Source organism: Ornithinibacillus californiensis (genome assembly GCF_001038485.1).
Classification (GTDB): domain Bacteria; phylum Bacillota; class Bacilli; order Bacillales; family Amphibacillaceae; genus Ornithinibacillus; species Ornithinibacillus californiensis.
In genome coordinates this window covers 48,829-69,953 of the sequence record NZ_LDUE01000055.1, presented here as the reverse complement: position 1 = coordinate 69,953, position 21,125 = coordinate 48,829, and the positions used below count along the sequence as shown (strand labels likewise).

General features: G+C 35.1%; 14 protein-coding genes and 1 other annotated feature. Of the genes, 1 reads left to right on the top strand and 13 read right to left on the bottom strand.

Going from position 1 to position 21,125, the window contains the following annotated elements; translation table 11 throughout:
- Positions 1–615 precede the first annotated feature (615 nt).
- Positions 616–830, bottom strand: a binding site (T-box leader).
- A gap of 76 nt (positions 831–906) precedes the next feature.
- From TE34_RS13010 to TE34_RS12975, 8 genes are read right to left on the bottom strand one after another with little or no spacing between them, the layout of a single operon-like run.
- Positions 907–3,720, bottom strand: coding sequence for a VWA domain-containing protein (locus TE34_RS13010; protein WP_047985249.1), 2,814 nt, complete (start codon positions 3,718–3,720; stop codon positions 907–909).
- Complete coding sequence (locus TE34_RS13005; RefSeq protein ID WP_047985248.1) at positions 3,704–5,512, bottom strand: vWA domain-containing protein; 1,809 nt, start codon at positions 5,510–5,512, stop codon at positions 3,704–3,706. The genes TE34_RS13010 and TE34_RS13005 overlap by 17 nt, the downstream gene beginning before the upstream one ends.
- Positions 5,513–5,526: 14 nt before the next feature.
- Positions 5,527–6,399 carry a DUF58 domain-containing protein gene (locus TE34_RS13000; protein WP_047985247.1) on the bottom strand — a complete coding sequence of 291 codons (873 nt, stop codon included), beginning with the start codon at positions 6,397–6,399 and terminating at the stop codon, positions 5,527–5,529.
- The gene (locus TE34_RS12995; RefSeq protein WP_047985246.1) at positions 6,396–7,394 is read right to left on the bottom strand and encodes an AAA family ATPase; all 999 of its coding nucleotides are present in this window, start codon (positions 7,392–7,394) and stop codon (positions 6,396–6,398) included. The genes TE34_RS13000 and TE34_RS12995 overlap by 4 nt, the downstream gene beginning before the upstream one ends.
- A gap of 3 nt (positions 7,395–7,397) precedes the next feature.
- Complete coding sequence (locus TE34_RS12990; RefSeq protein ID WP_047985245.1) at positions 7,398–8,990, bottom strand: hypothetical protein; 1,593 nt, start codon at positions 8,988–8,990, stop codon at positions 7,398–7,400.
- Positions 8,983–9,834 (bottom strand): ABC transporter permease, encoded by an 852-nt coding sequence (locus tag TE34_RS12985; protein ID WP_047985244.1) that lies wholly within the window; start codon positions 9,832–9,834, stop codon positions 8,983–8,985. Before TE34_RS12985 ends, TE34_RS12990 begins: the two co-directional genes overlap by 8 nt.
- A complete protein-coding gene (locus tag TE34_RS12980) occupies positions 9,831–10,769 on the bottom strand; it encodes an ABC transporter ATP-binding protein (RefSeq protein ID WP_047985243.1) in 939 nt (312 codons plus the stop codon). Before TE34_RS12980 ends, TE34_RS12985 begins: the two co-directional genes overlap by 4 nt.
- Positions 10,766–13,219, bottom strand: a complete 2,454-nt coding sequence (locus tag TE34_RS12975; RefSeq protein WP_047985242.1) for a hypothetical protein — start codon at positions 13,217–13,219, stop codon at positions 10,766–10,768. The genes TE34_RS12980 and TE34_RS12975 overlap by 4 nt, the downstream gene beginning before the upstream one ends.
- Before the next feature lie 278 nt (positions 13,220–13,497).
- Between TE34_RS12975 and TE34_RS12970 the strand changes: the two genes are divergently transcribed.
- Positions 13,498–14,034: a ribonuclease H-like YkuK family protein gene (locus TE34_RS12970; protein WP_084710713.1), complete on the top strand. Its 537-nt coding sequence runs from the start codon at positions 13,498–13,500 to the stop codon at positions 14,032–14,034.
- 28 nt (positions 14,035–14,062) lie between these two features.
- Here TE34_RS12970 and TE34_RS12965 read toward each other — a convergent pair whose 3' ends face one another.
- From TE34_RS12965 to TE34_RS12945, 5 genes are all read right to left on the bottom strand, one after another.
- A complete protein-coding gene (locus tag TE34_RS12965; RefSeq protein ID WP_047985241.1) occupies positions 14,063–14,719 on the bottom strand; it encodes a DNA alkylation repair protein in 657 nt (218 codons plus the stop codon).
- Between the two features lie 74 nt (positions 14,720–14,793).
- The gene (locus tag TE34_RS12960; RefSeq protein WP_047985240.1) at positions 14,794–15,414 is read right to left on the bottom strand and encodes a CAP domain-containing protein; all 621 of its coding nucleotides are present in this window, start codon (positions 15,412–15,414) and stop codon (positions 14,794–14,796) included.
- A gap of 97 nt (positions 15,415–15,511) precedes the next feature.
- A complete protein-coding gene (locus TE34_RS20310) occupies positions 15,512–16,174 on the bottom strand; it encodes a CPBP family intramembrane glutamic endopeptidase (RefSeq protein WP_053075077.1) in 663 nt (220 codons plus the stop codon).
- Positions 16,175–16,594: 420 nt separating this feature from the next.
- Positions 16,595–17,461, bottom strand: a complete 867-nt coding sequence (locus TE34_RS12950) for a 5'-3' exonuclease (protein WP_047985239.1) — start codon at positions 17,459–17,461, stop codon at positions 16,595–16,597.
- Positions 17,462–17,479: 18 nt separating this feature from the next.
- Positions 17,480–21,094 (bottom strand): dynamin family protein, encoded by a 3,615-nt coding sequence (locus TE34_RS12945; RefSeq protein WP_053075076.1) that lies wholly within the window; start codon positions 21,092–21,094, stop codon positions 17,480–17,482.
- Positions 21,095–21,125: the final 31 nt, after the last annotated feature.

Sequence of the window (21,125 nt, the reverse complement as noted above, 5' to 3'; positions counted from 1 at the left end):
TAAAAATATATTTAACGTATTTTTAGCGTTTTTTTCATTTTGTCTCACTATCAGGAGTAAACTTGGATTCTGAGATTAAATTAACTATTTTCCGCATAACTTCCCATAATAGATATTATGTCTACTAGAAAAAATATAAAAAAATACAACCCTTTAAGGTTGATGAGTAAATGTTCGCCTCTCTATTGTTTGTTTCTTTCACTAAGTGCATGAAAACATGGAACTTAGCATGTTAATGATATAAACAATTAGGTACATATAAACTATTGAAGACATCATAAGTGGTAATAAAACAATTAATAGAGCTCGTAACATATCCAATACAATCAGTAAACGTTTCTTATTTAGCCGATCTATAATGGTCCCAACCCAAAAGCTTGTAGTTATTGTTGCAAGCGGTTTGATAACATACAATAGCGATACCGCCAAAGGAGAACCTGTGATATCATAAACAATTAGATTTAAAGCTAAGAAGTATACCCACTCTTCGATATTAGAAACACCTATACCGAATAATAAAATAAAAGCATATTTTCTATCATCTTCTTGATCAATGCCATGTGATTTTCCCCCCTTCTATAAAACAAATAAAAATCCCGTCCTCAAGACATAAGTCTTGAGGACGGGATTATATACGTGGTGCCACCTCTATTTGTTAATATAACAATAATTAACCTTTTTCCGTAACGGGGATACCGTCAAACAATCATCCATAGATTCCTGTATGAAGCTCTGAGTCTTGTTTCAGTAATGAAATCTTACTCCATTCCAGCAACTGGAGCTCTCTGTAAAAAAATTCAATTACTTACTCTTCTCTTCTTCGCTTTTCCTTCATTTAATTGTAAATTAAAAATTATTATAATTAGCCCAATTCAGTTTGTCAATAGAGATCAATCAATCAAACAATTATTTGTTTTTTCTGTTTTTCGCTTCTAATAATCGCTTCATCCGCTCTTGAGAACTCTCTTGTTCAGTATTATCTTTGATTAGAGGCTCTTGTTTGGATTTTTCTTCTTTGTTAGGTTTACTTTTCTTTTGAGAAACTTCTGGATTATTAATTGGCTTGTTCTCTAGTTGGTTATTTGATACTCGTTTCGTAGTAGCAGTTTTCAATTGATCAAATGTTTGATTTAATTGCTGTTTCTTAACTTCGCGTTTTGCAGCGGTATTACCTTGTTTTTGCTTAAGTCTTGCAAATAGCGAAATTATACCAAATCGCCTAACAGCAATCTCTATGAAGAACAATAAAAACGCTAACAATAAGAGCTGACTATATATAGGTCTTTTCTCCACTTTTCCATTGTCTAATTCCCGAAATGCATCTTCTGGTTCTTCTAATATAATTCCACTACTAAGATCGGTAATTTCAGTAAGTATTAGTTTATTTTGGACGTTTAGTTCAAATTCCTTTGAATAAGGAACTACTATACCAGTTTGAAAGGTACTGGTGATTTTCTCATCCTCGACTCTCGCTAACTGAAGGTAATAAATCCCCGTATCAGCTTGGAATGTAATTTCATGCTCTCCAGGTGCAGTTGGCCTGATTTGCGCTTCAATTTCATTTCCTTTCTCATCAATTACGCTTGCTTGAATCGGCAAAAGACTAGCATTTTCTGAGGTAACTGTTAAGGTTATATCTTTACCGTTTACCTTCTGCTGGACATGGTACATTTCTTGCTGGTAGGATGGAAGACTCCAGGAAACCATTTCGTTCCATAGCATTGGCCACTTTTCCCAAGTTGGCCAATCTCCTGACCACGTTCCAAGAATATCCGATGTCCAGGCAATCGTATTTCCAAGACCATATTGCCACCTTATAAGAACAGGATCTCCTTTATCACTAATTAAAATAGATTCTGCTCGCGACTTTGGATCTGTAGCAACATAAACATTCATTTGTGGAACACCTTCTGAAAATATAGGATTCCACTCATTACCTTCAATCACTGTAGGATAAAAAGGATTATCTTCAATATAGGTCCTAGTCGTTAGGATCGTCTCACGTGATAGAATACTTGGAATAGTAGATGCATCGTATACATCATAGTAACGTCCGGTCCCCTCTTCTGCTAATTCTTCTAATAATGCATGATCTGCGTCACTACCAATCGCCACAGTGGATAGCGTTATGTTGTTCTCAAGCCCTTCTCCGATTAACTCTAGGTAATCAAAATTAGTAGCTGAATGTCCATCTGTTAAGAGAATAATATGCTTCCTTTTAAGGTTTAATGGTTCTAGTTGTTCGTAAGCCTTTTCTAAAGCAGGGAAAATATTAGTACCTCCACCTTCTGTGATGGAGCGTATTTGTTCTGCAGCTTCTTCTTTATTAGCTAAAGGACCTGTTTCAATAATTTGCCATGGCTGGTCATCAAATGCAATAAAACCTAGTGTGTCTTGCTCGCGAAGTAATTCTACGGAACGCGCAGCAGCCTCTTTTGCTAAATCCATTTTATAGCCAGACATACTGCCGGAACGGTCTAACACGATAACCATTCCTAATGATGGTAATTCTTTTTTCCCTTTTAAATCCATTTCTACAGGTAGTATCTGTTCGATTGGTGTTTTAAAATAGCCTCCTAAACCAAAGCTCTGATTTCCACCAGTCATTATGAAGCCAATACCAAAATCTTTAACCGCACTTTCTATAATATCCATTTGTTCTTGCGTAATATCCGTTGCTGATACATTACTGAAGATAATAGTCTCATAGTCTAAAATTCCTGTTAACGTCGTTGGAAGAAGGTCAGGCCTACTAGAGTCTACTATTAGACCAGATGCCTCAAAAACGGAAGCTATATTCCTACCCTCATCTGGCGTTCCTTCAACTAGCAAAACACTAGGAGTTCCTTGAACATTAGAAATTGCATAACTCACATTATTTTGTGGTATGCCATCATCGGGTGAACTAATTTCAGCTTGAAAGCTATGAGAACCAGTTGACTCGATTAAATAATCGAAAGAATACACATTTGTCCCTTGTTTAACTGGTATTTCTTCATCAATAATGGTTTCATTATTTTTACTAATACGAAGTCTTGTAGTTGTGTCGATTGTACTAGTTATTGTCGTATTTATTGTTGTTTGTTCACCATGAAATAAATTATTAGGTACATCAAAATTTTCTAGGACAACATCTCGTTCAATTGATGTTTGGAAAGGAAAAACATCTACTTCTATTTGTTGTGAATTTAATAAATTAACCTGGCGTTTCACATCCCCCATATTTTCATTACCGTCTGTCATTAGCACTATTCGACCATTAGAATTTGATGATAATAGACTTGATGCAACTTGTAGACCGTCTTCCAAATTAGTAAAAGCATTTTTTTCTACTATATTAGTTGAAATAATACCTTTTTCACGAGTAGAAATAGTCTGGGAAACTACCGCTTCTTCAGCAACCGTGACTATTGCATAAGAATCTTTTTCGTTCATCCCCTCAATCGCTTTTTCAATGGTTCCGTACATTTCTTGTTGCTGGTTCCGTACACTTTCCGAATGGTCCACAACAAATACTGTTGTTACCCCTTGAACAGGTAGTTTAATAAATGGACCACATAATGCTAATATAATAAAAGAAAAAATTAATAATCTTAAAAATAGAATGATTCTTTTTTCTAACATGGACTGAAGAGAGACACTTGTCCAAAAGAGAAAAGAAACAGCGATTACGGGTATTAATAATAGGAGGAATAATGGTTCATCAATTTGAAATCCCACGGCGATAGACCTCCCATTCTAAAAATAAAACGAGTAATGCTAGGATAGCAAAAATCGTCCAAATTTCATTAGGCTTTTCTTGATTTGTATTACTATTTTCATGCTTACCCTCGATTGAAAAGCTCGTATTTGGTTGAATATTCTTTTCCTGGGCATCTATAGAAACGGCAAATAATTTCTCTGATCGTCTTCCTAAATCACTTTCGGTTATCATTTTATACAAGCCGGGGTGGCTTGGAGCTTGGAAGGTTGGTTCGTCCAAGTTTATGTCTAGTACTTTCTCCTGATTTTCATTCAAGATAACACCACTTGTTGTACCAGCCTCAATGTTGATACTTAGTGATTCGCTTGGCTTCACATAACCCAATGCTTCTTGTTTCTCATTTAAGTAGTTAATTGCATTATATAAGAAGATTGGAAAGCTAGTATGCAATGGCCAATCGGTATCTGCTATATCAAAGCCCACCAAAATTAGTGGATTACCTTTATAATATCCTTTACTAATAAGCGGTGTTTCACCACTTGCCAGAATTGTGTCGAGTTCAGTTGCTTGAAAAGGAGAACTAGATTGAATATAAACCTCTCCAATGTCAACATACCTTAGGATTGCATCTTCCCTTATTGTTTTTACTTCAGCCTGCAGGTTCTCTTTTGGTGATACAGGAAAAGATTCTCCATTTGTAGGAGAAAATACTAGTGTGGGTCCATTAGGCCATTTGGTGTCAGGGATTTCTTCTAATACATAAATCACATTATCCCCAGAAACTGCTGTATCTTGATTGTATTGAACAACATCTGTACTTAAATAATGTAATGCTTTTGACGTAAAAGAATTCACATCACCAATTAAATGAATGGTAGGTGGTGTGTTATTCCCTAAAAATGAAAACAACTCATTATCAGCTTTATAGTCATCCTCTGTCGTTAACACTGCTTTATAGTAGGACTTAGCAGGTAAATCATTAATAGCTAATTGTTTTAATTTTCCTGGTTCTATCAGTTCTTGAATGGTGATGATGGATTCTCCATTACTTTCAATTGTGATTCTCGCAAGCTTTTCTTCATCGGACTCATTGAAAACCGTTAATATGCCGCTAATTTGCTGGTTGTTTTGTGATACTCCAAGCGTATGTAATGAAAGGTTATTTTTAGACATTCCGATATTATGTACAACCAACTTATTCGTTAAGTAACTAGTGTCCAGACTTTCTTTCGCAACACTATCGGAAAATACGTGAATTTCTCCACTTGTTCCCGACAATAATTGATTTGCTAGCTGAATAGATTTTACTATATCTGCAAATTGAAAAGAGGCTTCCACATCCTCAATACGAGATTTCATCGTTTGTTCTTCTGTTTCCGTAGAAAACAAGATTGTAGGAATTTCTTCGGCTAAAATAACAGTTAATTGCTGATCATCTAGTTGTTCAACGAGTTCAAGGGCTTCTTGTTTTGCGGTATCGAAGCGGGTCGTCTCTTCCTCCTCTACGGTCATAGAAGCAGATGTATCTAGTACAAATACAATATGTTCTCCTGACAATTCATTCACACCTAAAAATGGCCGAGCTAAAGCAAGCATCAGGAATAACAGTATCAGCAGTTGTAGGTAAAGTAGTAAATAGTTTTGTAATTTCCTCCACCACTTTGTAGCTTGCCATTCCTGCATAACTTGTTGCCAAAGAAGAGTTGATGGTATGATTTGACTCTCATACTGCTTTCTAAACAAATAGAAAAGAATAACTCCGATGATAAATACGATTAATGTAAAAAAGATAGGTGTTATAAAATTCATGAAATCACCCCTGGTTAAATCCACCCTTTTGCTGTCATACGGTTAAACAGAATATTCTCTAATGAATTCGCTACTTCACAAGAAAGATAACCAATGCCACGCTCAAAACAAAATCTTTCTAACTGTTCCCGATGTGTATTTAGTCGTAGTTGATAGCTGTTTTTAACCGCTCTATTCATCGTCACATTTACCTTATCTTGTGTTTCACTATCCAGCAGTTCAATATCCCCTTGATAGAATGGATCGATTTCTTCTTTTGCTAGTGGTTGAATGATAATAAGCTCTTGTTTGTATGCTTGTAATTTCTTAATCGCTTCTTCAATTAATTCGATTGGTTCCAGTAAATCACTTATTAAAACCGAAATACTAGATTTAGGCTGTATGTATCTTCCAACAGACTCAGAGAATGTAAACGAAGCCTCATCAGAAACTATTGTATCTACATAATGAACAAGGCGATTAGAAAAAGCTTTGCCTTTTTTATAGGCAAAGGGATGAGTTTGCGCACCAATTGGAAATATACCAACACGATCATCGGCACTCAAGGACATATAACCTAGTGCAGCAGCGAGTCCTTTAGCAAATCGCCACTTCTCTGGAATGAGAGTCATAGATTTCGTACAATCGAGAAATATAGAAACGACCATTTCTTGTTCATCTAAAAAGCGTTTGATATAATGCTTATTCGTTCTTGCAAACACATTCCAATCTATTTGTCGTAGATCATCTCCTGGTTGATACTGGCGATAATCGGAAAATTCTAGTGAAGTTCCTTGTTTAGTTGATCTTCTTGCACCTTTATGATGCCCTCGCTTCCTATTACGAGTCTGGAAGCGATGCTTGTCCAACCGATACATTAAACTACTAGTAAGTAGGGCTTCACTCATGACCTCTCACCAATCTTGGATAATACCTCATCAATTACCTCATCACTTGTAATTCCAGTTGCTTCTCCTTCAAAATTAAGGAATAAACGATGACGTAACACTGGTTTAGCTGCTTGTTTAATATCGCCTTTTGAAACATGAAAGCGACCAAGTGATAAAGCACGAACTTTAGCAATTCGAATTAATGCTTGAAGGCCACGTGGACCTGAACCATATCGAACATATTTTTTCACTGAATCCGTACTTTGTTCTTGATCTGGATGGGTTGCCATAATAAGATTCACAGCGAAATCTAGCATTTCATCAGAAACTAGTATTTCTGTAGCTAGACGTTGAATCGCTTGAATCGAATTACCATCCATAATTTTAGCAACTTTTGGTGTATCTAATCCTGTCGTGTGTAAAACAATCTGTTTTAATTCATCTTTCGTTGGATAGTTAACGTTTATTTTTAATAAAAAGCGGTCCATTTGCGCTTCTGGTAATGGATAGGTTCCTTCTAAATCAAGTGGGTTCTGAGTAGCTAAAACAAAAAAGGGCTCTGGTAGTTTTTTCGTACTCCCCATCACTGAAACAGTCTTCTCCCCCATTGCCTCAAGTAACGCACTTTGTGTTTTTGGTGTCGCCCGATTAATCTCATCTGCTAATACGATATTGGAAAATATCGGACCTTCATGAAAGGTAAATACTTGTTTACCACTTTCACTTGGTTCGATAAGCATCGTTCCAGTTATATCCGAAGGCATTAGATCAGGAGTAAATTGTATTCTAGAGAATCTTAAATCCATTACATCGGAAATTGTCCGTACTAACATCGTTTTCCCTAAACCGGGTAATCCCTCGAGTAAGGCATGACCACCAGAAAGAATAGTCCATAGTACTTGGTCTATGACGTCACTCTGTCCAACGATAAAAGAATTTATTTCTTGTTTTACTTTTACGATTTGTTCGGTTACTTCTTGCAATTGCTTCTCTTTTGATTCTAAATCAATCAAGATTCATTCTCCTTCCGGGTCTAGATCACTAAAATAATCTTTTACAACATCTTCTAGATATGCTGGCAATTCTAATCGTTCTACACTATTACGATAAGAACTAGCATAATCTCCATAAACTTCTTCATAGGAGCGAACAGAACCTTTTATAACTAATCCTTCAGGAGTAGTCTGAAATTCACTACTTCCTTCAGCAAATTCGCCAAAGTCTTCTTCAATCATGTCATTGCCTTCGATTTTCTCTGGAATAGTTAATTCTCGTGACCCTTGGCCGAATCCTGCACCTGCTCCACCTGAACCCGTTCCACCGCTGCCAGAGCCGCTTCCAGTTCCAGAACCTGAACCATTGCCTGTTCCGCTTCCATCACCACTTCCATTCCCAGAACCGTCACTACCCCCATTCCCATCACCATTTCCTTCAGAGGGATTTTGGCCACCCTCATTAGGGGCACCATTTTGACCTGAGTTCGATTGGTTACCATTTTGGCTTTGTTGTCCTGACTGATTTTGGTTTCCAAAAGCTAATTGATTCGAATCGGACAAACCAATGTTAGACATATTTTGTTGTAATGAACTAGCAATATCTTGAATTTGTTCTTGTAATGCTAGTAAATTATTGAATGAAATTGCACTTTCCATTAGAGTGTTCAGTTCTTCTTCTAATGCAGCAACTAATTCATCTAGTTGTTCATCTGTTAGTTCATCAAGTTTAGCGCTACTATCATTTAAGACTGAGGCGATTAAGTCTTCTAAAGCCTTTTTTTCTTCCGCTGTTAACGATGATAACTTTTGTTCTAAAAGATCTTTTATTGCTTCATCCAGTTTGCTAGCATCTAAACTTTCTAATGCCTCGGAGAGTTTTTCTAAAGCCTTCGTTTCTTGAGCAATCTCTTTTAACTTCTTTTCGTTATCTTCTGCAATTTGTTTTTCTTGTTCGAGCTTTGCTTCCTCTTTTAACAATTCTTCAAGCAATTCTTTACTCTCTTTTAATTCTTTTGTTGTTTCCTCAAATTCTTTCAACTTTTCTGTTTGATCATCTTTTGCCAGTTCTTCAATATCATCCTTCGTCTCTTCAACAATTTTCTCTTCCTTTTCTTTTTCAACAGCTAATTTCATCGTCTCATTAGGTAGATAATATAGCGTAATCGATAGGAATAAAAATAAACCAAGTAAAACAAGTGGCATTCCATGAATTATTTTTATTTTCTTAGCTTGTAATGCTGGTAGTGCTTCCGTCATTTTCGAGATTGTATCTCTACGCTGCAATTGACTCATCATCGATGTATCATCTATATAATGAAGCGAAGTCTTAATCCTATCTTCTGTTACAAACAAATCATAATAATCGGCTGCTGAAACTTTACTTGGTCCCTTTACAATACTAAGAACGATGACACCGATAGCAATGATCAGTGAAAAAATGATTATTTTATCAACTAGATGAGTAATAACAACAATCCTTGCAGCTATTATTAGAAGCAACGTAAACAAACCTAAACCAAGCATACCGTTGTAGATTTGCTTCGTGACATGTTTCAGGAATAATTTTCGTTTAGCAACTTTTAACAACGCAATAAACTGTTGTTTGTCATTCACTATTTATCGTTCCTTTTTTAGCCTTCATTTTAGGCCTTAGTTTTAGAATACTTACCCATAACGATAAAATGGTAATAACTACATACGTGATGATAAAACTAGTAACTAGTGAGAAGTCTATCCCTGTTTGACGCTGAATTTCATCAGTCATATATGGTTCAAATGTTGAAAGTAAAATGATGAAAGGGTTCACCATCGCTGTCAAATAAGGAAAGACAGTCTGGGTATTCTGATAAAAGAACATCTCGCCTATCATAATTGTTAAAAATGCTGTTCCAGCGGTCAGAAATAAAGTTATCCCATAAGTCACGATGGATGACACAATGGTCTTTCTAATAAGGGTTGAAAATAATACACCTAAGCTTCCAATCGTAATCATTGTCACAAAATACAAGCTAAATGTAGACACGATTAAACTAGGCGAAACTCCTCCAAAAAGAAACACAATACTATATAGTGGCATGGAGGATACCATCATTAATAATAAATATGAAATAGACGATATTAGTTTACTAAAAATAATACTTGTTGAAGACTGTGGTGTTGTAAGTAAAATATTCAGTGTCTGTCGCTCACGTTCTCCACTTATTACACCGGAGGTTAATCCTGGTGTCATAAACAAAATTAATGCCATTTGTACAAAAGACAACACCATGAACATGGCTCGACTTTGTTCCGGACTAAATATTGCAGAAGAGCTAAATATAGTATTTACGACAATGAATCCAATCGCAATTAACCCCAGAGCAAATAGATAAAAGAACACTCCAAGGAACCCTTTAAATGAACGAAAACGGAGCTTTATTTCCTTATTTAATACAGGATTGATAAATCTAGTTTTCAAGAGAAATCGACTCCTTTCGTTATTTCTAGGAATACATCCTCTAAATCAGTTTCTTCTTCGTTAAAGCTAGTAATTTGCAATCCTGCTAGAATTGCTTTTTTTAATAGTTCGACTTGTTCATCATCTGAACCGGTGTATGAAAATAGTAGTGTTTGATCGTGTCGTTCATGTTTAGATAAACCACTAATTTTCGGTTCATCCTCAAAGAACAACATCGCTAGCTCGATATCTGAAGTTACACGCACGTGAATGACTTTATTCGCTTGTAATTGTTTTTGAATGGATGCAACAGAACCTGATGCTACTAATTTACCATTTGTGATCACACCGATTTCATCACACATTTCGGCTAGTTCAGGTAATATATGAGAAGAAATAATAATCGTTTTACCCATATTTTTAAGTTCCTTTAAAATTTCCCTCATTTCAATTCTAGCCCTAGGATCTAGACCTGATGCAGGCTCATCCAAAATTAATACTTCAGGATCATGAATTAGTGAGCGAGCTAAACAGAGTCGTTGCTTCATCCCACGAGACAAAACATCCACATAAGCATCTTTTTTATTGGATAAATTAACTAATTCTAATAACTGAGGTATCAGTATTTCGCGCTCTGGTTTGGGAATACCATAGCTTGCTCCGTAAAAGTCTAGATATTCCACTGTTTTAAATTGATCATACACACCAAAGAAGTCAGGCATATATCCAATATGTTTTCGGACTTGTTTAGGATCCTTCGTTACATCAAAGCCATTAATAAAAGCTGTTCCAGATGTTGGCGAAAGGAGTGTAGCCAATATGGAAAAAGTAGTAGATTTACCGGCACCATTATGTCCAACAAAGCCAAAGACAGTACCCTTTTTAATCTTTAAGTTAAGAGAGTCTAGTGCCGTGAATGACCCATACTTCTTTGTAAGATTTATTGTTTCAATCATTGGGTAAACTCTCCTTCCAGTTCAATAGTAGGAATGTTAACATCTGGATTACTCATTCCTTCTTTTTCAAACGTGATAATAACCCTACCATCTTCTGCGATGAAGTCTTTAACATTTTCTTCGAATGTCGTTTGTCCTCCCTCAAGAGGAATAAATTCATTCGTATTTACATTGAGAATACTGAAAACTGTTCCACTACTAATTGGATGTCTGATTCGTAATTTATTCACGATAATATTGTTTAAATCCATCTGTACAGGAATCTGATAAGTAAGTTGGTACTTTCCTTGTTCAACAGCAACAAAATTTTCTCCATACATCAATCCGTTATGGTGTATAAGACCACTGTTACCAGATACGATTGAAAATTCAGGAGTGATACTATCTCTTCCAAGCTTAAATTCTCCACCTTTAAGAGAACGGATTTCAACATCCACTCCTTGGGTTACCACAGAGAGTAAATTATGTTCTTCCGTTTTCTTATCTAACTCAATTTCTGTAACTAGGTCTGTAGTAAATCCAGCAATCACTGGTTGTTTTAAATCCTTTGGTTGAATATCGAAGTACATGATGGAATCAAGTAAACCAAATTTTTTCCATTCCATTAAACTTTCTCTATCCTTCGGTTCTGCTAATCCACCATAGTAATTTTGACTATAGTAACCAGAGTAAATAGATGAAGCAATGTTGGAATTTGGTGCTCCGATTAAGTTTTGTACGTTCTTTGTGTCTAATGCTATCTCTACATTAACTGTTTCACCTGCTTTAATCTCGCCAATTGGGTAAGATTTAGAGCCGCTTAGCAGATATGCTTCGTTAAGGTCAAAGGATAAACTACTAGAAACACTACCGTTCAGTTGATTATTTTCAACCCATAATTCTGCTTCGAGTTTGCCTGTATCTAAAGAATGAATCTGTCCCATCGCAGAGCGAATTGACCAGTATTCCACGTCGGTAAATGTGATTTTTGATAGCTGTTGTCCCTTTTCTACCATTGCAAAAGAATCTATGGATGATTCTTCATAATAATTGTGTCTTTCTATTGGGAATGCCTCGAAGCCCTCAGTCTTAATTGTTATTGGATAGTTACCACCATTATTAGATAAAATAGAAAACGCACCATAACCATTGGCAACTCCGTTTTCGTCGATTGCTAGGATGCTAACATTATTAATTTGCGATCCTCCAATACGGTCTTTTGCTCCTACTAGGAAAATTGCTAAGCTAGAAATAATAGCGACAGCAGGAATGATAATCCAAGAGATTTCTCTTTTATCTATTTTCTTTAATAAGAAGTATAATCCCGGAATGATTACAATTAAATAGACAATAAACAAGACTACTAAAATTTTTACAGGGATAAACGAAGACGGATACGTTTCGGCAATTTTCCCAAGGCGATAGGATAGTTCATCCTGGGTATAACGTTGTCCACCTATATCTTTATCAACTGTCTGCTGTAATACGTCTGACCACCATGTGGTATACCCATTCCATTCTGTTAAAGTTTCACTACCTAAGTTAAATGCAAATTGGCTAATTTCTCCCATGCCATGGTTTTTGTTGAATACTATAGGAATTGATTGATGACTATAGACGACACTTACGTAGTCATCTAATACTCCAGTATGAATTTCGACATTTTCAAAGTTTGGTAGATTTTCCTCATCATCGTTATGTGGCACAAAAAAATTCAACTCACTAAATGAGGTCTGTCCTTGGATGTCTAGTAAAAATATTTCTCCAAATCCCTCATGCTGCTGGTTGAATGGATCACTTCCTAACATGAGGTGTCCACCAGCTGTTGTCCATTCCTTAATTGCTGTTACTTGTTGATCCGTTAAATTGGATAGTTGGAAATCATTAATAATTAGAACGTCAAAGACTTCTAACCCAATTGCCTCTGATGCTATATCTTCTTTTGTTAAATTTAAGAATTCAACAGATTCTCCATTATAGCGTGCACCCTTAATACTATTTAATGAATCGGCTGTTTCTGTAAGTGTACCAATTACGATTCGGTTTTCAGGAAAAAAGGCTGGCCTTTTTGTGACATTCCCTTTCAAAGCCTTCTCCGTTCCACCTTCCCAACCATTTTCGTAAAACTTCACAAAAGAGGAGCGGTTATTTTGCCCGCTATAATAATAATTATCGTTGTATCCAGGGATTGATACAGTAAAAGTACTATCTTCTCCTCCTGGAAATTCTACTGGAGCTACAATATTCCCAGCGGTTTCATAGGTAGGACTAGAAAAGAATACTAGATCTCCAGAAATTGTATCGCCATGGTTGATCACCTTTACTGTGATAGGAAATCCTTTTCCCATCTGAACTTTTCCATCTATTCCATATGTAATAGAAATTTCTAAATTGTCTTCAGCGGGGACTTCTAATGGTAATAAAAAACAGAAAAAACATAGAAATAACACGAATCTCTTTAGTTGAACCACATTAACCCTCCTAGTAAAAAAACAACTTCTAAGATGACTTAGCAAATTATGACATGAATGATTTTAAATTAACTATAACATAGCGAATACAAAAATTATATTATATTTATAAATTTCTGTTATTTGAAACAACCTGAACCGCTTAGACTTTAAAAGCATTTACTATACTATAAACAGAACATTCTACGTGTTCTTAAAACAAAATTTACAATAAGAAAAGAATAGTCGTGTATATTTTCGCTAAAATAAAATTAAAGTGATATTGGGAGGTATTAAAAGTGGCTAATCTAAAATTATTGGATTTTAGTTTTCAAAATCTAACCAATAAAAATATGTCATTTAATGAGGTTTTTCAACATATTATTCGCTTTATGAGAAAGGACCCAACAGGTAATTACCGATTAATTTTCGGAACTGATTCACAAATTCATCCGACCTATACAAGATTTATTACGGGAATTGTCATTCAATGTGAGTCAAAAGGTGCGTGGGCATGTTTTCGAAGAGTAGTCATACCGAGGAAAATGACTAATTTGCATGAACGGATTTCTTTTGAAACAACATTAACAGAGGAGGTTGTATCGATGTTTACAGAAAGGAAAAAAGAACAGCTAATAGATATTGTCTTACCGAATATATACAAAGGATCTTCCTTTACCATTGAGGGTCATATCGATATTGGTGCATCCAATAAAAACAAGACTAGAGTGTTTGTGAACGAAATGGTTGGAAGAATGGAATCTTTAGGCATAGAACCAAAGATTAAGCCAGATTCTTATGTAGCCAGTTCTTATGCCAATAGATTTACGAAATAGTGACCTGAAAATAGAATATTTAATTCTGTTATAGATATTTACTTCCCTCACGAATACTCAGTTTAGCCAGTTCGTGATTTTGTATAAAATTTCTTACTGATTCAGGATTTGTTTTTGAATATTCGCGGAGCGCCCATCCAATTGCTTTTTGGATGAAGAACTCCTTACTATCTGCATTACGTAATATATAGTCATATAGAAGTGATGCATTTGTCTTCTCTTTATATTTTAATTGAAATAATATTGCCGTTCTTCTGAGCCACATATTGACGTCTATTGACCATTGCTCCATTTTTACCTCAATTAATACTGGAGATTCCATCATGATTTTTCCGATAGGTTTTTGGGCTAGCATGTCAACTGTATCCCACCAAGATTTTGTCGTGATTAAATACTCCATCAGTTTAATGTCATCTTTCGTTACATTTCGAAGTGATCGTTCGATATAGTCTAAGGCAACATACTGGTACTCCCTCTCTTCCATATTCCAAAGAGCCTTAACAAATTTAGGATCAAAATTCTGTTTTAGTATTTTCGTTTCCTGGAAATACAGATTCGTTAGCTTTTTTCTTTCAGGTGACTTAATACCTAAAAAAGAAAAGTGGTTTTTCATATATCTTTCCATTTGATTCGCATTATCTTCATTTCGATATTGTTCGAACAGTTCCGTTAATTCTTCATACATTCTCGTTTCCCCTTTTTTATATGTAAATAAAGGTCCTATTAGGCGAACCTAATGAAGACCTTTATTGGTTGGTTTTAAGAACCAGTAAACATTTGCACCCATGCGCCGTTGTAGTAACCTACTCCAATAGAGTCAAAGTTCGGGTTTAGAATATTAGCTCTGTGTCCAGAAGAATTCATCCAAGCATTCATAACCTCTTGTGGTGTTTTTTGCCCCTTAGCAATGTTCTCTCCAGCTGTACGATAGTTAATTCCAAATGTTTTTAACATATCGAAAGGTGATCCATAATTTGGACTTGTATGAGAGAAGTAGTTGGAGTTAATCATGTCCATAGCCTTTTTCTCTGCAACAGCCTTGATATCAGCCCTGTGTTTTAACGGTGATAAGCCATTCTTTTCTCTTTCCTGATTCACAAGTTGAGCTACTTGTTCCTCAAAGGATGAAGGACTTGGAGCTGTAGCTCTAAGTCGAATAACGGATCCTACTTGCATGTTAGTTGGAACAACATTTGGATTTAATCGCATTAACTCACGATAATCTAATCCGTAACGTTTGGCAATAAACCAAAATGTATCACCTTTCGATACCTTATAAAAATCAAAAGGTGGTTCATTAAACATCTTTATTTGAGCACTTGCCCCAACTGGAAATGCAATACAAAACGCAAGTAGCAAGGGAACTAATCTTTTCAACATAAGTGTCACCTCAAAGTAGTTAATTGTTATCCCCTGCTCCTATTGTTTCTTATCATCGTTTAGTAATTCATGGGTTTTCTTGGTACATCCTGTATGATTAGTAAAAAAGTGTCAGGCCAATTAAGATTATCATAATATCAGCACAAATATGAATCATCCATGAAGCCCATATAGTTCGATTCTTTTCATTAACCATATGAAATACCAAACCAATAACCCATAATCCCACAAAGCAAAGTACAATTATGGCGGGACTAAACCATAGCATAATCATTGGAATATGATACGTAGCAAATAATAACGGACTGTATAGAAAACCTATTCGCCTTGACATGTTAAAGAAAATAAAACCTCTAAAAAAGTACTCCTCTAAGAATGAATTTCCAAACGTTACATAAAGTCCTACAATTATATAGGTAGTAGTGGTAATACCTAATCTTTCCGTTAGATCTGTTCTTATAGAATTTAAATCAATAAGTGGTAAAAAAGCTAGATAGGCAATTAACACAATTGCTGCAGAAGAAAAGCCAAGAATCACTATTCTTCTCCACTCTTGAAAGGTAATCTTTTCTATACTCACTACTGCTTTAAAGTGAAAATCTTTAAAAACTAAACTGTAGATCCAAATCGTTAAAAAGAATAATAAAATCTTTAATCCCGTTTTAATAAGATAGTTGATATCCATACCGTGCTCGATAAAAGCGAGTAGTCCACATGTAATTAGTGTACTAAAAATAATAAATATGTGCTTATTTCTCATAGAATCCCCTGATTTGTAGAATTTTTCTCAATTATTACATAGTTATAGCACATGTACAACTGTAAAATTTTAGGATTAAATGTAAAAAAAAGCGAATTAAAATCATAAATCGGGGTAACATACTTCTTGTAAGGGAAATGTACTATTTGTTTAGTTTATTTCCCCAAAAAAATATAGGAGGTTAGAAAATATGGCGAACAACAAAAATCGCAACAACAACAATAACAACAACAATAATAACAATAACAACAACGATAATGTTGAGTTTGCGAATGAGTTTCTAAATGACAATTTAGATAACAACAATAACAATAACAACAACAATAACAATCGCAATAACAACAATCGTAACAACAATCGCAAATAGTTATACCTAAAGCAAAAACCTGTATTAATCTAATACAGGTTTTTGCTTCGGGGCTATGACAAAACTTTAGTCAGATTGTTGATTTGGAGATCTGCAAATTTCTGTGACACTTTTTCTCGATTATATGTCCAAGTTGCTTGTTCTAAGTTAACAGTGATTGGCACGTCGCAGCGAATTTCTGCAAGCTTTCGAGACAAATGTAACATATCTAAATTGGCTTTGATTTTACTCTGTACACCTTTTGGCAATTGATCGACATTCTCTAGTAGCCCATCGATTGTTTCATGCTCCTGAAGCAACTTCAAGGCAGTTTTTTCTCCAATACCTTTTACTCCTGGATAATTATCAGACGTATCACCCATTAACCCTTTTAAATCAATAATTTGCTTCGGATATAGCCCCTTCTTTTCATAGAAATTCTCCTCTGTAAATACTTCATAATTCCCTTGGCCTTTTCTCATAATGGCAACACTAATGCCTGGTTCGACTAATTGAAGAATATCTTGATCACCAGTTAATATAAGAACTTGATGTTCATTAGAGTATTGCTTTGCTAATGTGCCAATACAATCATCAGCCTCAAAATTATCTAAGCCTACATTTGGCATTTCAAATGCATCCACTACTTCTTTAGCTAAATCAAATTGTGGTACCAGTTCTTTAGGTGGTGCAGATCGGTTCCCTTTATAGTCTTCGTACATTGTTGTACGGAAAGTCTTACTTCCCATATCCCAACAGCAGACAACATGAGTCGGTTGAAACTTGTCAACGGCATCTAATAAATATCTTAGAAATTGATAAATACCATTAGTCGGTACCCCGTTTTCGTTTCTCATGAAATTTCCTCTGTATGATGTTGCAAAAAAACCCCGAAATAATAGTGCCATTCCATCTACTAAGAGAATAGATTGTTGTTGCATGTCATTACACGTCCTTCATTATATAGTTTCTAACAGTTTGACTAGATTGCTTGCTTTAGTGTTAAGGACACTGATATCAATTTTGTCCTCAAGAACTTTAAGGCTACTATTCACATATTGGTTAATCTCGTTTTGTAAGTCTTGCTTTGTATTTTGTATAACGGCTTCCCATTGCAGGCTATATGCTTCGGACATCGTTTGTTCTGCTTCTGCGATAAAGCTTTGTATTTCTGGTAGTAAAATTTGATACAGTACGTCTTTCATTTTTTCCTTTTCCTTATTCACAAAGAAAGATTTCGTTCCTTTGAAAAGAGAAAAGGCGGTTTGAAACCTATCTAAGTCAATACTTTGAAGCGGCTGAATATAATTAGGGGTGTCTAATTCTACATTTTTTACAGCTGGTAGACTAAAGTCTTGGTCAATATGAAGCAGTGATTGTGTATAATCTTCCATCATTTGTGTATATTGTTCCTTTGCATATGCTTCAATACGAAGTGATACAGCCCGTGCCTCTTGTAACAGCTCATAACCAACATAATCTAATAGACCAAACATATTCTTCTCCAACTGATAATTTGCTTTTCGCCCGGATTCGGTTATAGTAGTTGGGTTGAACTTATCCTTAAACATATCATGGAAACGAATACCTATTCTTTCCACTACGTAATGTAACTGCTTCGTTACTTTTTGATTAATTCTATCCTTGTATACTTTGCCTTCTTCTCGATCTACAACTTGAAGTAAATGTTGTTCTCGTTTTAATAATTCCTGCTTATAATTTTGTTTCTCTTGTTCGTTTAGGCTAGCTTTTTGTATAACATGATCAAGGAGTTGTTTTGTACGACCAAGTTCATGTATTGACGACTTAATTGCTAATTGAGATAGCTCATTCTCTAAAAATGCATAAAATTCTTCTTCAAATGCATGGAGCTGTTCGTTAATTTGTTCTTTGGCTAGCTTTTCTGCCAGTGACTTTTTGCTAGATAGAGCATATAATCTTGGATTTCTAATACCTAGCCTAGCTAGCTGATCTCTAACATAATTATTTACTAAATTTAGTTCTGTTTGATCTTGTGCAAGGTCAGCTGCATTAATAATAAAGAACATTTTATCCAATTGGAAGGAGTCTTTTACCCTACCTAATTGCATTACAAAATCTTTATCTGCTTTTGTTACTGCATGGTTGTAATAAGTAACATATAAAATAGCATCTGCGTTCTTAATATAATCAAATGCTACGTTTGTATGTCTTGCATTTACCGAATCTGCACCAGGTGTATCCACTAATGTGATACCTTTTTGTGTAATGGAACAATCATAATACAGATCAATCGCTTCTACAAAACAGGCTTTTGTTTCATCCGTTACATATGCTTCGAAATCATTTAATTGAATCGTAATACTTTTTCCAATAACTGATTTATGCGCATCGTAGCCCTTAATAATTGCCTGTAAGTAACTTTGGTACATATGATTGAGTTCTTCATGGTATTGAGTATTATTTTGAATGATCCAATCAATTAAATCACCTATATCTGTAAATTCAGGTGGTGAGAATGGTTTCAATATGTTGATGAGGTCCTGTCTAATTGTATCTTGATCTTTTAAGTGGATAGCCACCGTACCATGACTGTGTTCCTCGGTAACTGGTGTAATTCGATTAATAACTGCTGTTGTCGGATTCGGTGAAGATGGTAGAATACCTTCACCAATTAAGGCATTGGCAAAGGACGATTTACCTGCACTAAAAGCACCGAATAACGCAATCGTTAATTCACGATTCTGAAGTTTTTCCTTTCTAGTTAACAGTTCCGACACTAAAGAATTGAATGCTGGTAGATCCTGAACAAGTTGTACTGTTTTATCTATTGCATGGATTACACGTTGAGCTTCGGGTGTGTCTTCTTTAATAGGCTCATGTTCTGTGTTTTCTTCTATATATGGTACAATGTTATTCATTTGTTGACTAGCAATTGTTTTTCCTTTATTAAATTCAATTCTTTTTAGTTTTTCTTTGATTAGACTTTCAGTTGCGTTAGTGTAGTCTGGTGTGTGAATTTGTTTATTCAATCGTTGCAGTTGATCTTGAGATTCGGCTTTTATTGCCAAGTATTGTTCATGTACCTCTAGTTGATCTTGTAAGTTTATTAGTTCTGCCTCATTGTGAGCAATCTTTTCTTTAGATTCCTGTTCAATTACATCGATAATCCTAGATAGTACTAAACGAGCTGCATTGCGGTATTTAGTTTTTATTGCGTGTCCAAGGTCATTCGTGTAATGTAAAACCGAGTCACCATTAACCTTTGCACCTTTTTTAATATGTTCCTGTAAATCATTCTGGTCAAAGGTAATTGTTAGCTGTTGTATGCTAGCATCTATACCAGTATCACGAATAGAATATCTATTTACTAACTCTGCCAATTTCTCGCGGAGCTTCCATTCAATGCTTGCTTTCATGCTTTCTTGAACACTTGTTAGAAAGTCATGTAGTCTATTTGTTTTTTCTTCCTCAGTTTTCTTTTTTGCACCGATAAATCCGACCCTAAAGTCTTTCTGTTGTGACTCTAGGAATTTCAATGCTTTATCACGTATTGCAGCTGGCATTAAATAAGCATTTTTTAACGTTTGATTTAAGTCATCGATAAAATCATTCTCAAAATGTTGCGCTTTCTGCTTCGTGTCTTTAATATTATTCCTGATTAATGTTATCTTCTCTAAAGTATTTTCATCAGTCGTGTCAATATTGGAAAGTCTAGCAAGTTTTTCTTCATGTCTCTCCTCTAAAAAATGCCTATGTGCATCCATAACAGTATTTAATGAAGATTCAATTCGTAGGATTCTCTCTTCATGAAATAATCGATGAATTTTATTCTTAATGTCATCAAATTGGTTATAGGATACATCCTTATTTAATAGTGAACTAAAATAAACCGCTTTTGGGGAAAGTCCCCATTGTTCAAACGTTTGTTTGACACTGTTCTCGAATGATTGGAATGATAATTCATTTTCATTATGTTTATCTATTTGATTAATAATTATATAGAATGGGATATTCATAGATTGGATTTTCTTGAGAAACATTAGGTTAACTTCAGACTGTACATGATTGTAATCCATCACATAAAATAGAACATCAACTAAATGTAACGATGACTCTGTAATCAGTCGATCCGTATCATCTGCAGCATCAATCCCTGGTGTGTCGATTAAAGAACAACCGTTTGGTATTATCGGTTCGCTAGAGCTAATTTCTATTTTCTTAATCAAGTCTTTATCTCTGCAATACTCCTTGATCATATCTAGATTATAAGGTTCGTCGTACTCAATAGGATCCTCACTATGGAAAAAAACTCGTGCCACTCCATCACCAGAACTCAGTTTAACAATATTTGCGCTTGTAGGAATCGGACTCTTAGGTAATAATTCCTTACCGATTAAAGCATTAATCATCGATGATTTCCCAGCTGAGAAGTGACCTGCGAAGCTAATAACAAACTCTTCTTCATACTTTTTCTTATAAAGATCAATTATCTTAATAGCATTAACTTCATCACCATGTTCAAGTAAAACATGATAGAGTCCCGTTAACGTATCGTAATCAATTATTGAAGTATTTTGCTCAATTGCCTTCACGTAAAATAAACCCCTTTATTTCATCATTATA